General features: G+C 63.2%; 11 protein-coding genes. 7 read left to right on the top strand and 4 right to left on the bottom strand.

Going from position 1 to position 18,034, the window contains the following annotated elements:
* The first annotated feature begins 21 nt into the window (after positions 1-21).
* The 7 genes from scpA to AC07NT_RS07995 all read left to right on the top strand — a co-directional run bounded on the left by scpA (position 22) and on the right by AC07NT_RS07995 (position 9,245).
* Positions 22-2,181 (top strand): methylmalonyl-CoA mutase, encoded by a 2,160-nt coding sequence (gene scpA / locus AC07NT_RS08025; protein WP_498597000.1) that lies wholly within the window; start codon positions 22-24, stop codon positions 2,179-2,181.
* Between the two features lie 11 nt (positions 2,182-2,192).
* Entirely contained in the window at positions 2,193-3,206 is a 1,014-nt protein-coding gene (meaB, locus tag AC07NT_RS08020; protein WP_498597001.1) for a methylmalonyl Co-A mutase-associated GTPase MeaB, read from the top strand.
* A gap of 22 nt (positions 3,207-3,228) precedes the next feature.
* On the top strand, positions 3,229-4,761 hold the full coding sequence (locus AC07NT_RS08015; RefSeq protein WP_498597002.1) for an acyl-CoA carboxylase subunit beta: 1,533 nt from the start codon (positions 3,229-3,231) through the stop codon (positions 4,759-4,761).
* Between the two features lie 15 nt (positions 4,762-4,776).
* Complete coding sequence (locus AC07NT_RS08010) at positions 4,777-5,067, top strand: helix-hairpin-helix domain-containing protein (protein ID WP_498597003.1); 291 nt, start codon at positions 4,777-4,779, stop codon at positions 5,065-5,067.
* 19 nt (positions 5,068-5,086) lie between these two features.
* Positions 5,087-7,135: an acetyl-CoA carboxylase biotin carboxylase subunit gene (locus tag AC07NT_RS08005; RefSeq protein ID WP_498597004.1), complete on the top strand. Its 2,049-nt coding sequence runs from the start codon at positions 5,087-5,089 to the stop codon at positions 7,133-7,135.
* Complete coding sequence (locus AC07NT_RS08000) at positions 7,135-7,599, top strand: VOC family protein (protein WP_498597005.1); 465 nt, start codon at positions 7,135-7,137, stop codon at positions 7,597-7,599. The genes AC07NT_RS08005 and AC07NT_RS08000 overlap by 1 nt, the downstream gene beginning before the upstream one ends.
* A 155-nt stretch (positions 7,600-7,754) precedes the next feature.
* Entirely contained in the window at positions 7,755-9,245 is a 1,491-nt protein-coding gene (locus AC07NT_RS07995) for a methyl-accepting chemotaxis protein (protein ID WP_498597006.1), read from the top strand.
* A gap of 52 nt (positions 9,246-9,297) precedes the next feature.
* On the opposite strand, the gene AC07NT_RS07990 is transcribed toward AC07NT_RS07995, so the two are convergent.
* The 4 genes from AC07NT_RS07990 to AC07NT_RS07975 form a co-directional block, all read right to left on the bottom strand.
* Positions 9,298-10,257 carry a diguanylate cyclase domain-containing protein gene (locus AC07NT_RS07990; RefSeq protein ID WP_498597007.1) on the bottom strand — a complete coding sequence of 320 codons (960 nt, stop codon included), beginning with the start codon at positions 10,255-10,257 and terminating at the stop codon, positions 9,298-9,300.
* A gap of 17 nt (positions 10,258-10,274) precedes the next feature.
* On the bottom strand, positions 10,275-15,737 hold the full coding sequence (locus AC07NT_RS07985) for a PAS-domain containing protein (RefSeq protein WP_498597008.1): 5,463 nt from the start codon (positions 15,735-15,737) through the stop codon (positions 10,275-10,277).
* Between the two features lie 121 nt (positions 15,738-15,858).
* Entirely contained in the window at positions 15,859-16,518 is a 660-nt protein-coding gene (rsxB, locus tag AC07NT_RS07980; protein WP_498597009.1) for an electron transport complex subunit RsxB, read from the bottom strand.
* Positions 16,519-16,554: 36 nt separating this feature from the next.
* Positions 16,555-17,862 carry a polyhydroxyalkanoate depolymerase gene (locus AC07NT_RS07975; RefSeq protein WP_498597010.1) on the bottom strand — a complete coding sequence of 436 codons (1,308 nt, stop codon included), beginning with the start codon at positions 17,860-17,862 and terminating at the stop codon, positions 16,555-16,557.
* Positions 17,863-18,034 lie beyond the last annotated feature (172 nt).

Raw genomic sequence — 18,034 nt, 5'->3', positions numbered from 1 at the left:
CCAGGGGGCCGCCGCTTTGCCATGAGCCAGAAAAAGACCGAGTTCCAGCAAGCCAGCCTCGAAGCCTGGCACAAGGCCGCTGCCAAATCCGCCCCGGCTGGCAATGTCGATGCCCTGAATTGGCTCACACCCGACGGCATCTCGGTCAAGCCGCTGTACACGGCGGCCGACCTGCAGGGACTGCCGCATGCCGACACGCTGCCCGGCTTCGAGCCTTATCTGCGTGGTCCGCAGGCCACCATGTACGCCGTGCGGCCCTGGACCATCCGGCAGTACGCGGGCTTTTCCACGGCCGAGGAGTCCAACGCCTTCTATAGAAAAGCCCTGGCCGCCGGCGGGCAGGGCGTGTCGGTTGCCTTCGACCTGGCCACGCACCGCGGTTACGACAGCGACCACCCGCGCGTGACGGGCGACGTAGGCAAGGCCGGCGTCGCCATCGATTCCGTGGAGGACATGAAGATCCTGTTCAGCGAGATCCCGCTGGACAAGGTGAGCGTCTCCATGACCATGAACGGCGCCGTGCTGCCCGTTCTGGCGGGTTACGTGGTAGCGGCGGAAGAGCAGGGTGTGTCGCAAGACAAGTTGAGCGGGACCATCCAGAACGACATCCTCAAGGAGTTCATGGTCCGCAACACCTATATCTACCCGCCCGAACCGAGCATGCGCATCATCGGCGACATCATCGAGTACACGAGCAAGAACATGCCCAAGTTCAACTCGATCTCGATCTCGGGTTACCACATGCAGGAAGCCGGCGCCAACCAGGCGCTCGAACTGGCCTTCACGCTGGCCGATGGCAAGGAGTATGTCAAGACCGCCATAGCCAAGGGCATGGACGTGGACGATTTCGCAGGCCGCCTGAGCTTCTTCTGGGCGGTCGGCATGAACTTCTACCTCGAGATTGCCAAGATGCGCGCGGCCCGTCTGCTCTGGTGCCGCATCATGAAGGGCTTCAACGCCAAGAATCCCAAGAGCCTGATGCTGCGCACGCACAGCCAGACCAGCGGCTGGAGCCTGACCGAGCAGGACCCCTACAACAATGTGGTGCGTACCACCATCGAGGCCATGGCCGCGGTCTTCGGCGGCACGCAGAGCCTGCACACCAACAGCTTCGACGAGGCCATAGCCCTGCCCACCGAATTCAGCGCGCGGATTGCGCGCAACACCCAGCTCATCATCCAGGAAGAGACGCACATCACCAACGTGATCGATCCCTGGGCCGGCAGCTACATGATGGAGAAGCTCACGCAGGACATGGCCGATGCGGCCTGGACCATCATCGAAGAAGTGGATGCCATGGGGGGCATGACCAAGGCGGTGGACAGCGGCTGGGCCAAGCTCAAGATCGAAGCCGCAGCGGCCGAGAAGCAGGCCCGTATCGATTCGGGCAAGGACGTGATCGTCGGTGTCAACAAATACAAGCTGAAAAAGGAAGACCCGCTCGACATCCTCGAGGTGGACAACGTCAAGGTGCGCGACGGCCAGATCGCGCGCCTGAAGGCCATCCGTGCCAGCCGAGACGGCAAGGCGGTCCAGGCCGCACTCGATGCGCTGACCGCGGCCGCCGAGGCGGGCAGTGGTAACCTGCTCGACCTGAGCATCCGGGCCATCCGACTGCGCGCCACGGTGGGCGAGGTCAGCGATGCGCTGGAAAAAGTTTTCGGGCGCCATCGCGCCGATACGCAAAAGGTGACCGGTGTGTACGCAGCTGCCTACGACTCGGCCGAAGGCTGGGAGACCCTGAAGAAGGAAATCGCCGATTTCGCCACAGCCTATGGCCGCCGTCCGCGCGTGATGATCTCCAAACTGGGCCAGGACGGGCATGACCGCGGAGCCAAGGTGGTGGCCACGGCCTTCGCCGACCTGGGTTTTGATGTGGACATGGGCCCGCTGTTCCAGACCCCCGAGGAATGCGCGCGCCAGGCCATCGAGAACGATGTGCACGCTGTGGGCGTTTCCACCCTGGCCGCAGGCCACAAGACCCTGGTGCCGGCCATCATTGCCGAGCTCAAGAAGCAGGGCGCGGACGACATCATCGTCTTCGTCGGTGGTGTGATCCCGCGCCAGGACTACGACTTCCTGTACGAGGCGGGTGTCAAGGGCATCTACGGCCCGGGCACCCCGATCCCCGCCAGCGCCAAGGACGTGCTGGAGCAGATCAAAAAAGCGGCCAAGGCTTGAGGTTGAGCCCGGTGAGTCATCCATCATTGCTGGACGGCATCCTCCAGGGCAACCCGGCCCAGCAGCGCCGTGCCATGGCCAAGGCCATCACTTTGCTGGAGTCCACCCGCGCAGACCATCGTGCCCAGGGCGACGAACTGCTGACCGCCTTGCTGCCGCACACGGGCGGTGCCTTCCGCCTGGGGATCAGCGGCGTGCCCGGTGTGGGCAAATCCACCTTCATCGAGGCCTTGGGGCTGTATCTGATCGGGCACGGCCATCGTGTGGCGGTGCTGACGATCGATCCGTCGTCGAGTGTGTCCGGCGGCTCCATCCTGGGCGACAAGACCCGCATGGAAAAGCTTTCCGTGCACGAGCAAGCCTATATCCGTCCCAGTCCGAGCAGCGGCACCCTGGGTGGCGTGGCCGAGAAGACGCGTGAAGCCATGCTGGTCTGCGAAGCCGCGGGCTACGACATCGTCATCGTCGAGACCGTAGGCGTGGGCCAGAGCGAAACCGCCGTGGCCAGCATGACCGACATGTTCTGCCTCATGCAGTTGCCCAATGCCGGCGACGACCTGCAGGCCATCAAGAAGGGCGTGATGGAACTGGCCGACCTCGTGGTGATCAACAAGGCCGACATCGACGCTGCTGCTGCCACACGCGCGCAGGCGCAGATCACATCCTCCCTGCGCCTGCTGGGCCAGCACGGCAACCCCGAACACGCGCACCATGACGAAAAGATCTGGCACCCGAAGGTGGTCCAGCTCAGTGCCCTGCTGGGCCAGGGCGTGGATGCCTACTGGGCTGCCGTGACGCAATTCCGCGCCTTGCAGACCGCCAGCGGCAAGCTGGCGGCGCGCCGCGAGGGCCAGGCCCAGGCCTGGATGTGGGAGCGTATCGAATCGGGGCTCAAGCAGGCCTTCCGCGTGCACCCGCAAGTGCGCAAGCTGCTGCCACAACTGGGTGCCGAAGTGACGGCCGGCCGTCTGGCCGCCTCCACTGCCGCGCGGCAACTGCTGCAGGCCTACGAACACAAAACCTGACGAAATCAACAGAGGACGAACCATGCATGACATCCTGGAACAACTGGAGCAGAAGCGCGCCGCAGCCCGACTCGGCGGGGGCGAGAAACGCATTGCCGCGCAGCACGCCAAGGGCAAGCTGACGGCGCGTGAACGCATCGAGGTGCTGCTCGACGAAGGAACCTTCGAAGAATGGGACATGTTCGTCGAACACCGTTGCGTGGACTTCGGCATGGAGGAGAACAAGATTCCGGGTGACGGCGTGGTGACAGGCTACGGCATGATCAACGGCCGCCTGGTTTTCGTCTACAGCCAGGACTTCACGGTTTTCGGCGGCGCGCTGTCCGAAGCCCATGCCGAAAAGATCTGCAAGATCCTGGACCAGGCCATGAAGGCCGGCGCCCCGGTGATCGGCCTCAACGATTCGGGTGGCGCCCGCATCCAGGAGGGCGTGGCATCGCTGGGCGGTTATGCCGAGGTGTTCCAGCGCAATGTGCTGGCCTCGGGCGTGATTCCGCAGATCAGCCTGATCATGGGCCCATCGGCTGGTGGTGCGGTCTATAGCCCGGCCATCACCGATTTCATCTTCATGGTGAAGGATTCGTCCTACATGTTCGTCACGGGCCCCGACGTGGTGAAGACGGTGACGCACGAGGAGGTGACGGCCGAGGAACTGGGCGGTGCGCTGACCCACACCACCAAAAGCGGCGTGGCCGACCTGGCCTTCGAGAACGACGTGGAGGCGCTGCTCATGCTGCGGCGCCTCTACAACTACCTGCCGCTGAACAACCGCGAGAAAGCCCCGGTGCGCAAGAGCGGCGATCCGATCGACCGCATGGAGCGCAGTCTGGACACCCTGGTGCCGGACAACCCCAACAAGCCCTACGACATGAAGGAGCTGATCGTCAAGACCGTGGATGACGGCGACTTCTTCGAGATCCAGCCCGAGTACGCCAAGAACATCCTGATCGGTTTCGCCCGCATGGACGGGCAGACCGTGGGCATCGTGGCCAACCAGCCCCTGGTGCTGGCCGGCTGCCTGGACATCAAGAGCAGCATCAAGGCCGCGCGCTTTGTGCGGTTCTGCGATGCCTTCAGCATTCCGGTCATCACCTTCGTGGATGTGCCCGGTTTCATGCCCGGCACATCACAGGAGTACGGCGGCATCATCAAGCACGGCGCCAAGCTGCTCTATGCCTATGCCGAGTGCACGGTGCCCAAGATCACCGTGATCACGCGCAAGGCCTACGGCGGTGCCTACGACGTGATGGCCTCCAAGCACCTGCGCGGTGACGTGAACTTCGCCTGGCCCAATGCCGAGATCGCGGTGATGGGCGCCAAGGGTGCAGTGGAGATCATCTTCCGCGAGGACAAGGGTGACCCGGCCAAGCTGGCCGCCAAGGAGGCCGAGTACAAGGCGCGCTTTGCCAACCCCTTCGTGGCCGGCGCGCGCGGCTACATCGACGACGTGATCCTGCCGCACGAGACCCGCAAGCGCATCTGCCGCTCGCTGGTCATGCTCAAGGACAAGAAGCTGGACAACCCGTGGCGCAAGCACGGCAATATCCCGCTCTGAGCTGGAGCGTCCGCCATGCCCAAAGCGATCTGCGCTGAACAGGCCCGCCTGCTGACCGACATCCCGAATATCGGGAAGTCGCTGGCGGCCGACCTGCGCACGTTGGGCATCGCCACCCCGCTTCAAGTGCGCGACATGGATCCGCTGGCGGCCTACGAGCAGCTGCGCGATCTCATGGGTAAGCGCCATGACCCTTGCGTGCTGGACACCTTTCTGGCCGCGCACGATTTCATGAATGGCGGGGCCAGCCAGCCGTGGTGGAATTTCACCGTCCGGCGCAAGGCCATGCTGACAAAACAACATTGAGAGAGAACAGGAAGACATCATGTTCAAGAAGATCCTGATTGCGAATCGTGGCGAGATCGCCTGCCGTGTCATCGCCACGGCGAAGAAGATGGGTATCGCCACCGTGGCGGTCTATTCCGAAGCCGATCGTGACGCACGCCACGTGCTGCTCGCCGACGAGTCCGTGCTGCTCGGACCGGCGCCCAGCCGCGAGTCCTACCTGGTGGCCGACAAGATCATCGCGGCCGCCAAGCAGACCGGTGCCCAGGCCATCCACCCGGGCTACGGCTTCCTGTCCGAGAACGAGGACTTTGCCAAGCGTGTGGAAGAAGAGGGCCTGGTCTTCATCGGCCCCAAGCACTATTCCATTGCCGCCATGGGCGACAAGATCGCGTCCAAGAAGCTGGCGGGCGAGGCCAAGGTCAATTGCATCCCGGGCTGGAATGAGGCCATCGAATCGGCCGAACGCGCCGTGGAAATCGCCAAGGGCATCGGTTACCCGGTGATGATCAAGGCCTCGGCCGGCGGCGGTGGCAAAGGCCTGCGCGTGGCCTTCAACGACAAGGAGGCCTTCGAGGGTTTCACCAGCTGCCGCAACGAGGCGCGCAACAGTTTTGGCGATGACCGTGTCTTCATCGAGAAGTTCGTCGAGGAGCCGCGCCACATCGAGATCCAGGTGCTGGGCGACAGCCATGGCCATGTGATCTACCTGAACGAGCGCGAGTGCTCGATCCAGCGCCGCCACCAGAAAGTGATCGAGGAGGCGCCGTCGCCCTTCATCAGCGACGCGACACGTAAAGCCATGGGTGAGCAGGCTGTGGCCCTGGCCAAGGCCGTGAAGTACCAGAGCGCGGGCACGGTGGAGTTCGTGGTCGGCAAGGACCAGAGCTTCTACTTCCTGGAGATGAACACCCGACTGCAGGTGGAGCATCCGGTGACCGAGTGCATCACCGGCCTGGACCTGGTGGAGCTGATGATCCGCGTCGCCGCGGGCGAAAAACTGCCACTGACGCAGGCCGACGTGAAGCGCAATGGCTGGGCCATCGAATGCCGCATCAATGCCGAGGATCCCTTCCGCAACTTCCTGCCCTCGACCGGCCGCCTGGTGCGTTTCACGCCACCGACACAAAGCATGTGGCAGTCCGACACGAAACACCTGCTGGGTGTGCGCGTGGACACCGGCGTGCAGGACGGCGGCGAGATCCCCATGTATTACGACTCGATGATCGCCAAGCTCATCGTGCACGGCAAGGACAGGCTGGATGCGATTACCAAGATGCGCGAGGCGCTTAACGGCTTCGTGATCCGCGGCATCAGCTCCAACATCCCTTTCCAGGCCGCGCTGCTGGCCCATCCGAAGTTCGTTGCGGGCGATTTCAACACCGGCTTCATCGCCGAGCATTACGGCAAGGGCTTTTCTGCGGAGGATGTGCCGCACGAGGATCCGGGTTTCCTGGTGGCCCTGGCCGCTTTTGTGCGCCGCAAGTCGCGTGAGCGCACGACCACCATTTCCGGTCAGCTGCCTGGTTATTCGGTGGACGCAGGGAAAGACTATGTGGTCATCACCCTGGGGGCCGACGGCCAGCACGTGCACACGCCGGTGCATGTTGACGAGTTCGTGGGCGAGACCGGCAAGGCACGGGTGCGGGTCAATGGCCGCAGTTACGACATCTGCAGCACCTCGCGTCTGAACGACATCATCATTACCGGCACGGTGGATGGCCGCTCCTTCACCACACAGGTGGAACGCGGCACGGCCAGGAATCCGCTGGCCCTGAAGCTGCAACACAACGGCACACTCATCGAGGCGCTGGTGATCTCGCCACGCATGGCCGAACTGCACCAGCTCATGCCGCACAAGGCGCCGCCGGACATGAGCCGTTACGTGCTTTCGCCCATGCCGGGCCTGCTGGTCGACGTGGCGGTGCAGCCCGGTCAGAAGGTTCAGGCCGGCGAGCGCGTGGCCGTGATCGAGGCCATGAAGATGGAAAACGTGCTCTTCGCTGCTGCCGACGGTGTGGTGGGCAAGGTGTTGGCGAGCAAGGGCGAGTCGCTTACGGTCGACCAACCCATCGTGGAATTCCAGTGATGGCCACGCGTCCTTTCAAAGTGCTAGGCATCCAGCAGATCGCCATCGGCGGCCCCGACAAGACCCGCCTGCAGAAGCTCTGGGTCGAGATGCTGGGCCTGCAGGTCACCGGCACGTTCAGGAGCGAACGCGAGAACGTGGACGAGGACATCTGCGCCATGGGGCAGGGGCCGTACAAGGTCGAGGTCGATCTGATGCAGCCGCTGGATCCCGAGAAGAAGCCGGCAGTGCACACCACACCGCTCAATCACGTGGGGCTGTGGATCGACGACCTGCCCAGGGCCGTGGAATGGCTCACCGCGCAGGGAGTGCGCTTTGCACCAGGCGGCATACGCAAGGGCGCGGCGGGTTACGACATCTGTTTCCTGCATCCGAAGTCGAACGATGAGTTCCCGATTGCCGGTGAGGGTGTGCTGATTGAACTGGTGCAGGCCCCTCCCGAGGTCGTGGCGGCGTTGACATGAGCTGACTTGATAGGGACAAACCCCGTAAGGCCTGTGTAGGGCGCATCTCTATACTGAATAGGGTATCCAGCGTCGCAATTGTGTTTCGATCTGGTCGAAGCTTGAATTGTGGTACGCCTCCCATATTTCGTGGGGATACGTCATTGGGATCGGGCATGGGCATAGTCAATCAGATCTTCGGACCCGGCGCATGGCTCATGCGCCGTTTACCGCTGGCCGGCAAACTGGTCCTGCTCGTCGCGGTCATGCTGCTGGCCTACGCGTCGATGGAGTGGGTCGGCGCCGTCACAGGTGTCCTTGCGCTGCTGGTGCTGCTCTACCTGATGCTGGCTTTTTATGTCAGCTTCATGGCCGATCTGCGTCGCGTCATGCATTTCATGGAGCAGACGGCGCAGGGCAATCTGCGCGACAAGATCGAAATCCGCGGACGCGATGAGCTCGGTGCCATGGCGCAGGCCATGCAGGTCATGGTGGCAGGCCTTTCGGGCATGGTGGCCAGCATACGCAGCAATTCGGCTTTGGTCGCTCATGCGGGGCAGAGCCTGGCCGCCGGCAACCGTGAGCTGTCGGATCGCACCGAACAGCAGGCCGCCAACCTGGAACAGACTTCGGCCAGTGTGCAGGAGCTGTCCAGCACGGTGCAGGACAATGCGCGCACCATGCAGCAGGCCCACACGCAGGCTGTCCAGGTGCGCGGTGTGGCCGACCGCGGAGCCCAGGGCATGGCGCAGGCCGTGCAGTCGGTCGAGGCGGTGCAGGGTAGCGCGCAGCGCATGAACGAGATCATCGGCGTGATCGACGGCCTGGCCTTCCAGACCAATATCCTCGCGCTCAATGCCGCCGTGGAGGCCGCGCGTGCCGGCGAGGCCGGCCGCGGCTTTGCCGTGGTGGCGGCCGAGGTGCGTTCGCTGGCCCAGCGTTCGGCCGAGTCGGCCAAGGAGATCCGTCAGCTCATCGGTACCTCGTCCAGCCAGGTGGCGACCAGCGTGGAGCAGATCCACGCAGCCGGCGGCAGCATCGGCGAGATCGTGACGGGCATCCGCAGTGTGGCCGAGAGCATGTCCAATATCTCCGTGTCCAGCGCCGAGCAGAGCACCTCACTCAATGAGATCACGGCCGCCATACGCCAGCTGGATGAGATCACTCAGCGCAATGCGGCCATGGTGGAGCATGCCGTTGAACAGGCGGAAAAGCTCGAGCATCGGGCTTCCACGCTGGCCCAGGCGGTGGAGGCTTTCCATCTGCAGCAGGGAACAGCCGACGAGGCCCTGGCCCTGGTCCAGCGTGCTTTGGCCTATCGCCAGCAGACCACGCGCGAGGGTTTTGTGCGCGGCCTGACCGACAAGCAGCAGGGTTTCCACGACCGCGACATGTACGTTTTTGCCTTGGACCGCGCGGGCCATTACGTGGCCTTCGGCGGCAACCCGGCCAAGGTGGGCACGCGGGTGCAGGACATCCCGGGTATCGATGGCCAGGGCCTGCTGGCGGCCATCGTGACCCAGGCCGAGCACGAGCCGGGCTGGGTGGAATACGACATCACCAATCCGGCCACAGGGACCGTGCAGACCAAGATGTCCTATGTGCAGCAGGTTGACGACTTGTACGTCGGCTGTGGCGTCTACAAGAATCTCGTTGCGGCCAGCTAGCCCTGTGCGCGAGCCACGAAAGCGGGATCAGGGGCGGGCCCCGACATCCTGATCAGGTGTTGCTGGACAGCACCCCGCCACAGACACGGTCGCGTCCATCGTGCTTGGCCTGGTAAAGTTGGCGGTCTGCAAACTCCAGCAGGTCGCTCACCTTGCCATAGGGCCGGGCACCGGTGGCGACGCCGGCGCTCACCGTGACAATCTTGGCTGCATCAGACGAGCCATGAGGAATGGCCAGCAAACGAACACTTTGAACAATTTCACCTGCCAAGAGCATCGCATGTTCGTGGTCGGTCTCAGGTAGCAAGCAGACGAATTCCTCACCACCATAGCGGGCAAGAATGTCGGTGCTGCGCTTGAGGCACGTTTTGATCTGACGGGCAACCGCCCTCAGACAATCGTCACCTGCCTGATGTCCGTAGGTATCGTTGTAGCGCTTGAAATGGTCAACGTCCAGGATGACAAGCGAAATAGCTGTTCCATTTCGCGTGTACCGGGCCCACTCGAGATCGAGCTGTCGATCGAAAAAGCGACGGTTGTACAGCGATGTAAGACCATCGATGAACGCAAGGTCGCGCAGCACATCTGACTGGAACTTCAGCAACAAGTGAGTTCGGACCCGGGCCCGAAGGACGCTGGGATTGACCGGCTTGCTGATGAAATCCACCGCACCAAGCTCGAGCCCCTGGGTCTCCTGGGCGGGATCAGTGTGACCCGTCACAAAGATCACGGGGATATGGCGGGTCAGTTCGCTGGCCTTGAGGCGGCCACAGACTTCGAAACCGTCCATCTCGGGCATTTCGATATCGAGCAGGACCAGATCGGGCAATTGTTCCGTGCAGATCTTGATCGCCTGGGCACCGCTGGTTGCCATGAAAACTTGGCATTCCTGCGCGAAGGCGTGGTGAATGACCTGGATGTAGACCGGCTGATCGTCGACCACCAACAAGCGTGGCTTGCGACCCGGCGCCAAGTCATACAAGTCTGAAAAAAGGGACGACTCTTGAAGCATGCTTTGCGTTATGGCTCTCAGGCAGTGTAGCGTTCTTGCAGCATCCCGCAAAGACGGACGGCTTCGTCGAAATTGAGCGTGGCCATGGCCCCGGCCAAGGGTTCGAGTTCGGACGCCAGGCCGCCACGATGCCGTCTGCGCAGCATTTCGAAGGACTCCAGGCTTGCGAGGTCCGAATTGCGGAGCAGGACCAGAAGCGCTTCCAGGTCCTTGCGCAGCAGCGAGACGTCTAGCGGCCCTGCCGAGTGCAGGTCGACGAGGCCATGGGGCCGCAATGCTGGCAGGACCGCTTGCAGGTCGGTAGCCACGGACTGTGCCCTGGTCCGGACCTCGGCCACCAACTGTGCGGACTCTTCCACTCCCGGGGTGGGCGATGCACGCAAACGCTGCTCGATCGTGGCCGCCACGGCAGACAAGCGCGTCGCGCCGACAGTCGCCGCGGTGCCCTTGAGCGTGTGCATCAATCGCCGCGCGTCCTGCATCATGTCGGCCCGGAGAAGCCGGTCGAGTTCCTCTGCGGTGCCTGGCAACTCCTGGGAAAAGGACTCGAGCACGCGGTAGAGCATGCCGGGGTCACCCCCCAGCCGCTCGGCGGCCGTTGCGATATCCAGTTCGTCTGTGTTGTCTGGCAGCCCCCCCTCCAGGGGGGCGCCCTCCGCACTCGCAGCCCCGGCAAGGGGCATCGCGCCAGAAGCGAAAGCCGGAGGTGGAAGTTCGGTGTGCGCCAGTAGGGTCTTGACGAGTTCATCCAGGCTGAAGGGCTTGCCGACGTGGGCGTTCATGCCCGCCGTGAGCGCGTCGCGGCGGTCGCTCTCCATGGCATTGGCCGTCATCGCGATGATGGGAAGCTGGGACAGTTCCGGATGTTTCCGGGCTTCTCGTGTGGCGGTGTAGCCGTCCATCACGGGCATTTGAATGTCCATGAGTACCACATCCCAGCCGCTGGGAGCGTCCAGCATGGCTTTCAGACCCTGGGCGCCGTCACCCGCCAGGGTGACCACGGCGCCTTCGCGCTGCAGCAACTCCTGGGCGACCTGCTGGTTGAGAACATTGTCTTCCACCAGAAGGACCCGCATGCCCTGCAAACGCTTTCTGCCGCCTGCCGAGGGTTCCAAGCGCACGTGTCTTCGCGCACGCAGCTGCCGAGCTTCATTCACCGCATCGATCAGCATCGCAGTCGTGACTGGCTTGACCAGGAAGGCATCGATGAGCGACTGGTCTCCCTCTGGTTGCTGTGCCAGCATCTCCCGTCCGTGGGCGGTCACCATGATGACAAGGCTTCTGCGTTCGGGGCCAAGAGTTGCGCCCAGCTGTCTGCAGGTTTCCCATCCGTCCATCCCGGGCATCTGCCAATCCACAAGGATCACGTCGTACATCGGCAGGCCCGCGTCGGCGCGCCGCTGCAGGATCGCCAGCGCTTCTGGGCCGCTACCGGCGCTGTCCAGCTCCCGGGTCAGCGGCTGCAGCATGTGCTGGAGCGTCTCTCGTGTGATCCGGTTGTCGTCGATCACCAGAGCCCGCAACTCTTTATGCAACGGCGCCTGGAGCAGGATGTCTTGCGGGACCTTCAATGTGATCTGGAAGTAGAAGCGGCTACCGCGGCCGACTTCGCTCTCAAGTTGAAGTTGGCCGCCCATGAGCTCAACGAGCCGAGCCGAAATCGCCAGACCCAGGCCGGTCCCGCCATAGCGGCGAGTGGTCGATGCTTCGGCCTGCGTGAAGCCTTCAAAGATATGGTGCTGGTGCTCGGGCGCGATCCCGATGCCCGTGTCTTCGACCGCAAATTCGAGGGTGATCTCATCGTCCTTGTGCGCGCACTCGCGTATGCGCAGCGTTACCATGCCCCGCTCAGTGAATTTGATGGCGTTGCCCGCCAGATTGATCAGGATCTGTTTGAGGCGCAGGCTGTCGCCAATGAGCTCGGCTGGCAGCTTGGAGGGGAGATCGAACAGCAGTTCCACCGGCTTGCCGCCCAGACTGGCCGAGAGGATGACCGACAGGTCGCGCAGGAGTTGCTCGATGTGGAAAGGCGCCGTTTCCAGTGTCATCTTGCCGGCTTCAACCTTGGAGAAGTCCAGGATGTCGTTGAGCAATGTCAGCAGGGACCTCGCCGCGCCTTCCGTCTTGCTCACATAGTCCTGTTGCCGGGGTGTCAGATCTGTGTTCTGTAGCAACTGCAACATGCCGAGGACGGCATTCATGGGCGTGCGGATCTCGTGGCTCATATTGGCCAGGAATTGGCTCTTGGCTCGGGACGCAGATTCGGCATCCATGCGGGCGCGCACGATGTCCGTGATGTCGACGCGGAAGCCCACGGTGTAGCCGCTGGGTGTCCGGCGTTCGAGGATGCGCAGGTAGCGCCCGTCGCTCAGTTCCTGCACGAGGTCGGTATCGGCGCGCTTGTGCTGCGCCAGCCGTTCGGTGACCCATTCGTCGGGCGACACATCCTTTAATGCGGCGTATTCGCCGTTTTGCGCACCGTGGCGGATGATTTCCTCGAAGGTCTTGCCCACTTGCATCATGGGGGCGCTGAGTGGATAGATGTCCCGATAGCGCTGGTTGCACAGCAGCAGCTTGTCGTGTTCGTCGTAGATGACAAAAGCCTCATCAAGCGCGTCGATGGCCTGGCGCAGCATTTCGTCGGCCCTGCGGGCCTGGGCTTCCGCCGCCTTGCGTTGCGTGATGTCGGTGATGGTCGTGACGAAACCGCCGTCGTCCATGGGCTGCCCCTGGACGTCCAGGACCATGCCATTGGGGCGGATGCGTTCGAAGTGATAGCGCTGGGCGCGCCGGGCGTGCTTCACGGACCTGTCGATCAGGGTTTGTACCGGCTCGTCGCCGAACTCGCCGTGCTCGGCTTCGTAGCGAATCAGGTCCTGGTAGCGGACCTGTGTCTGGTTGAACAGGGTCTCGGGCATGTCCAGCATGTCGGAGAACTGGCGGTTGCGGACGATCAGGTTCAGTTCATTGTCGAAAGCCACCAGCCCCGCCGGCATGTTCTCCAGAATGGCCGACAGCAGCTTGCTGCGCTCGTCGATCTGACGATAGAGCTCATGCCGTTCAGTCACGTCCATATGGGTGCCTGAGAGCCACTCGGGACTGCCGTCTTGCGTACGGGTGGAGATCGTGCCGCGGGAGAAGACCCAGACCCAGTGCCCCTGCTTGTGCTTGAGCCGGCACTCCATCTCATAGGCGTCCGTGACGCCCTGGGTGTGGTTCCGAAGCTGGATGGCGGATGCCTGCGCATCCTCCGGATGCAGCAGGCTCAGCCAGCGGTCCTGGTTCATGGGCAGCAACTCGGCCCGGCTGTAGCCCAGCATCTCGGCCCATCGGTCGTCGATGACATATTCGCCCGTGACCAGATTGACTTCCCAGGTCCCGATACGACCGCCCTCCAGGGCTGCCTGCAATCGTCGCCGCTCATGCGCGAGCTCCAGCTCAGCGGCGCGTGCGCGCGTGACGTCGAACCGTATGGAGATGTATTTCTCCGTCAATCCGTTGACATCCCGGAAGGGGGCGATGAGGCTGTCGACCCAGTACAAGTCGCCATCCTTGGCCCGGTTGCAGACCTGACTGCGCCAGGGACGGCCCTCGGTGACGGTAGCCCACATCTCCCGCCAGAATTCCGGCGGGTGCATGCCGGAGTTGACGATGCGATGGTCCTGGCCCAGGAGCTCTTCGCGGCCATAACCGCTGATCTGGCAAAACGCGTCGTTGACCCGGGTGATGCGCCCGTCCGGCCCCGCCTCCGACACGATGGCATGGGTCATGATGGTCGACATCAGCGACTCCGACTCCCGAAGGGCGGCATTCAGTTGTTGCAGCCTCTCCTGTTCGCGCATCTGCGCCTCGCGCAGGGCTGTGATGTCGCGGGCGACCGACATGTACCCGTTCGGTCGGCCCGCTTCGTCGCTGAGCGGCTGGATCTCCAGGTCGATCCAGTAGCTGTGGCCGTCCTTGTGCCGGTTGAGGATGTCGACCCGTGCCGACTCCCGCTTGCGTTTGTGCTCCTGCAGCGTCCGGCCGATGCTCGAATCGGTGTCGGGACATTGCAGGAGGGCATCGGGGTTCAGGCCACGCACTTCATCGAGCTGATAGCCGTTCAGGCGGATAAAACCTTCGTTCACCCAGGTGATGCGTCCTTCGTTATCGGTGATGATGACGGAGTCATTGGTGTTGCGCGCTACCGCTGCCATGTCGCGCAGTTCTCCGGTGAGTTCGTGGGCCAGTGTCTCGGCGTGCGCCCGACCCGACGCCAGCAACCAGAGTACAAAGGCCAACATCCCGCTGAGCAGGGTACCGCCCAGCCCCACCTGCCAAGCCAGGCTGTTCTGGTACAGGTTCTCGAAGGCCTCGCCGCTGCGGGCCTGCAAATGAAACCTCACCCCAGCGAAACGGAAATCGCGCTGAAGTTCAAAACGTGAGGGTGTAGGGTCGCCCCACTGCGGGCTGATGAAGACAGGACGTGGCGTTTCGTCGGACGCGGAGGCCGTGAGGAAGAACTCCACCTGTCCCTGGGCCCGTGGTACGACGGGCGCAAACAACTCGGAGGCGACGAGGGGGCTGTAAACGAAACCGACATGGTGCTCCCGGCGGGCCGGAGCGCTGTCGATGTTGGTGCGTGGGTGAAAGACCGGCAGCAGCAGGAGAAAACCGGGGCTCTGCTTCCCATCCTGTACCAGGGTGATGACACCCGTCAATCGCGCTTCGCCGCTGAGAATGGCAGCCTGCGCTGCCTGACGCCGTATGGGCTCCGAGCCTATGTCCAGACCGATGGCCGCACGGTTGGGCTCCAGCGGCTCGATCAGCTTGATGACATAGCGCTCGGTGGTCGGCCCCAGGGCCTTGATAGCAAAATCCGGTGCCTGATCACGCCTTTCGCTGTCGAGAAAGTAATCGAGCCGGTTGTCAGGCACGTGGACGATGTAGCCAAAGCCGCGTACACCCGGAAAATCACGCCTGAAGCCCCGTTGCGACCAGTAGGCATGGAAGCGGTCGCGACTGAACCCATAGTCCATGGCATGGATACCTTCCAGGCTGCGCAGGGCCTGTAACGGCAGATCGAACTGCTCGACAATGCCCTGTTCGATCAATTCGACCTGCTTGACGAACTGTTCACGTCCTTCCTGCTGGTTCTGGTCGTAGATCTCGTGCGCAAAGAAGAAGCAGACACTGCTGCCGAGCACAAAAAAGAGCAGGGAGCCCAGGCGCATCTGTTGCAGGCGCAGCAGGCGGGGCGATGAGTCTGCTGCCATAACGCGCTGCGGCTGCAGCTCGAGGGTGTATCGGCGCAAGCGCCAGACCAGGAAGGGCAGGACCCAGACAACGAGCAGTACCGCGTCGACGCCGGCCCCGAGGGCGCCTCGGGGTGAGATGTCCAGGACACGCATCACCATGAGGACGACCAGTTCGCCCAGCGCCAGGAAGGCGACGATCTCGAACAGAACCCGGAACAGAGCCGATTGGCGGGTGATGCGCATTGAGAAAGGTTGCGGATCCTATAGGAGCTGTCGCGCGGCGGCTGCATGCGCTGCGATGAAAGTGCAGCATGCCAGACTTTTGGGGCCTTGTCAGCCCTGCGGACCGGGTTAAGCGGAGGTTCTAGCTCCTGCCTTCGCGCCGTGCACGGGACCGCTCCAGCGCGGCCTCGATGATGGTGCGCTTGCGATCTAGCACCGTGGGGTCCGTATGGAGGCTGTGGGCGGGCAGGTCGGCCAGCTTGGCTCGGGCCTTTTCCTCGAGGCGGGCATCGTTTTCCCGCTCCTCTCGACGCAAACGCATAACGTGGAAGGCATAACGCTGCCGGGCGGTGTCGGCCTGCGGTTGCGACCACGCGGTCCAGCCTGTGCGCTCGCCGCTGACGTTTTCCATACTTATGCAATCCACCGGGCAGACCGGGATGCAGAGTTCACAGCCGGTACAGTGCGGCTCGATCACGGTGTGCATACGCTTGTTGGCACCGATGATCGCGTCGGTCGGGCAGACCTTGAGGCAGAGCGTGCACCCTATGCACCAGTCCTCGTCGATCACGGCCACGGTCAGAGGGCCTTCAGTGCCGAACTCGGGGTTCAGCGGCAGCAGGGGCAGGCCGGTCAGTTGCGCCAGCCGGGCCACGCCTTCGGCGCCGCCCGGTGGACACTGGTTGATGGGGGCTTCCCCTGAGGCGATGGCCTGCGCATAGGCCGCACAGTCCGGATAACCGCAGCGCGTGCACTGGGTCTGGGGCAGGGCGGCGAGGATCTGGTCGGCGGTCGCGGGCATGTCCCGATTATCCGGCCCGAGGGACCGCCGCGGAAATCAGGTCGCGGACTTCGCGGTCCTTTTCCCGCCGGTCTTGGTGGGTGTGTTGTGATCCAGGATGAAAGCCTTGACCGCAGGGTAGACGATGTCGCGCCAGCGCCGGCCGGAGAAAATGCCGTAGTGGCCCGCTCCCTTGGCTTCCAGGTGCTGCTGGCGGGCGCGCGGCACGCCGCTGCAGATCTCGTGCACGGCCTCGGTCTGGCCCGAACCCGATATGTCGTCGAGCTCGCCCTCAACCGAGAGCAGGGCGGTGGTCTTGATGTCCTGCGGCTTGACGCGCTCGATCTGGCCGTCCACGCCCTTCACGTCCCATGTGCCCTGTACCAGGCAGAAATCCTGGAACACGGTCTTGATGGTTTCGAGGTAGTAGTGGGCGTCCATGTCCAGTACGGCGTTGTATTCGTCGTAGAACTGGCGGTGCGCCTCGGCGCTGGTGTCGTCGCCCTTGAGCAGATGCTCGAAGTAGTCGTAGTGGCTTTTGGCGTGGTGCTGGGGGTTCATGGCCACAAAACCTGCGTGCTGCAGGAAACCGGGGTAGACGCGTCGACCCGCGCCGGGGAAGTTGCTGGGCACGCGGTAGATCACGTTGTTCTCGAACCAGCTGTGGCTTTTGGTCATGGCCAGGTTGTTGACGGCGGTGGGTGACTTGCGCGCGTCGATCGGGCCGCCCATCATGGTCATGGTCAGCGGCGTGGTCTCGCCGCGGCTGGCCATCAGCGAGACCGCGGCCAGAACCGGCACCGTGGGCTGGCACACGCTCATCACATGGCAGTTGCCGTACTCGTGCTGGATGTGGCGGATGAACTCCTGGACGTAGTTCACGTAGTCGTCCAGGTGGAACTCTCCCTGCGACAGCGGCACCAGACGCGCGTTCTTCCAGTCGGTGATGTAGACCTTGTGGTCCTTGAGCATGGTGCGCACGGTATCGCGCAGCAGCGTGGCATAGTGACCCGAGAGGGGCGCGACGATCAGCACCACGGGCTGGGCCTTGAGCCGGGTCAGGGTGGCCGGGTCATCGGTGAAGCGCTTGAAGCGGCGCAGTTCGCAGAAGGGCTTGTCCAGTTCCACGCGTTCGTGGATGGCCACGTTGACACCGTCCACGCCCACGGTCCGGATACCGAATTCCGGCCGTTCGTAGTCCTTGCCCAGACGGTGCAGCAGGGCATAACCGGCGGCCATGCGCTGGGCATGGGGCAGGTGGGCCAGAGGCGACAAGGGGTTGTTGAAGGCCTTGGCCGTGGTCTCGGCCAGGTCGGCAAAGGGCTCCATCAGGGAGCGCTGGGCTTCATAAAGCTGGTACAGCATGGGTGACTCTCGCTTTCGGCCGCTTGCTGCGGTGCAATATAGTAGCTTATCTCCAGTTTGTGGATGGCACAGAGACGAAGGCCTTCCGAAGTCGCTTGTTGAAAAGATGTGGTCTCTTGTGAGCGTGAGGTGGCAGGGCGGGGTACATCACACTGGGGCATCCATAAGGGTT

It is taken from the genome of Hylemonella sp. GW821-FHT10B10, from assembly GCF_059415585.1.
Note: the sequence above shows the minus strand (reverse complement) of the source record. Positions and strands in the feature narration are given on the sequence as shown.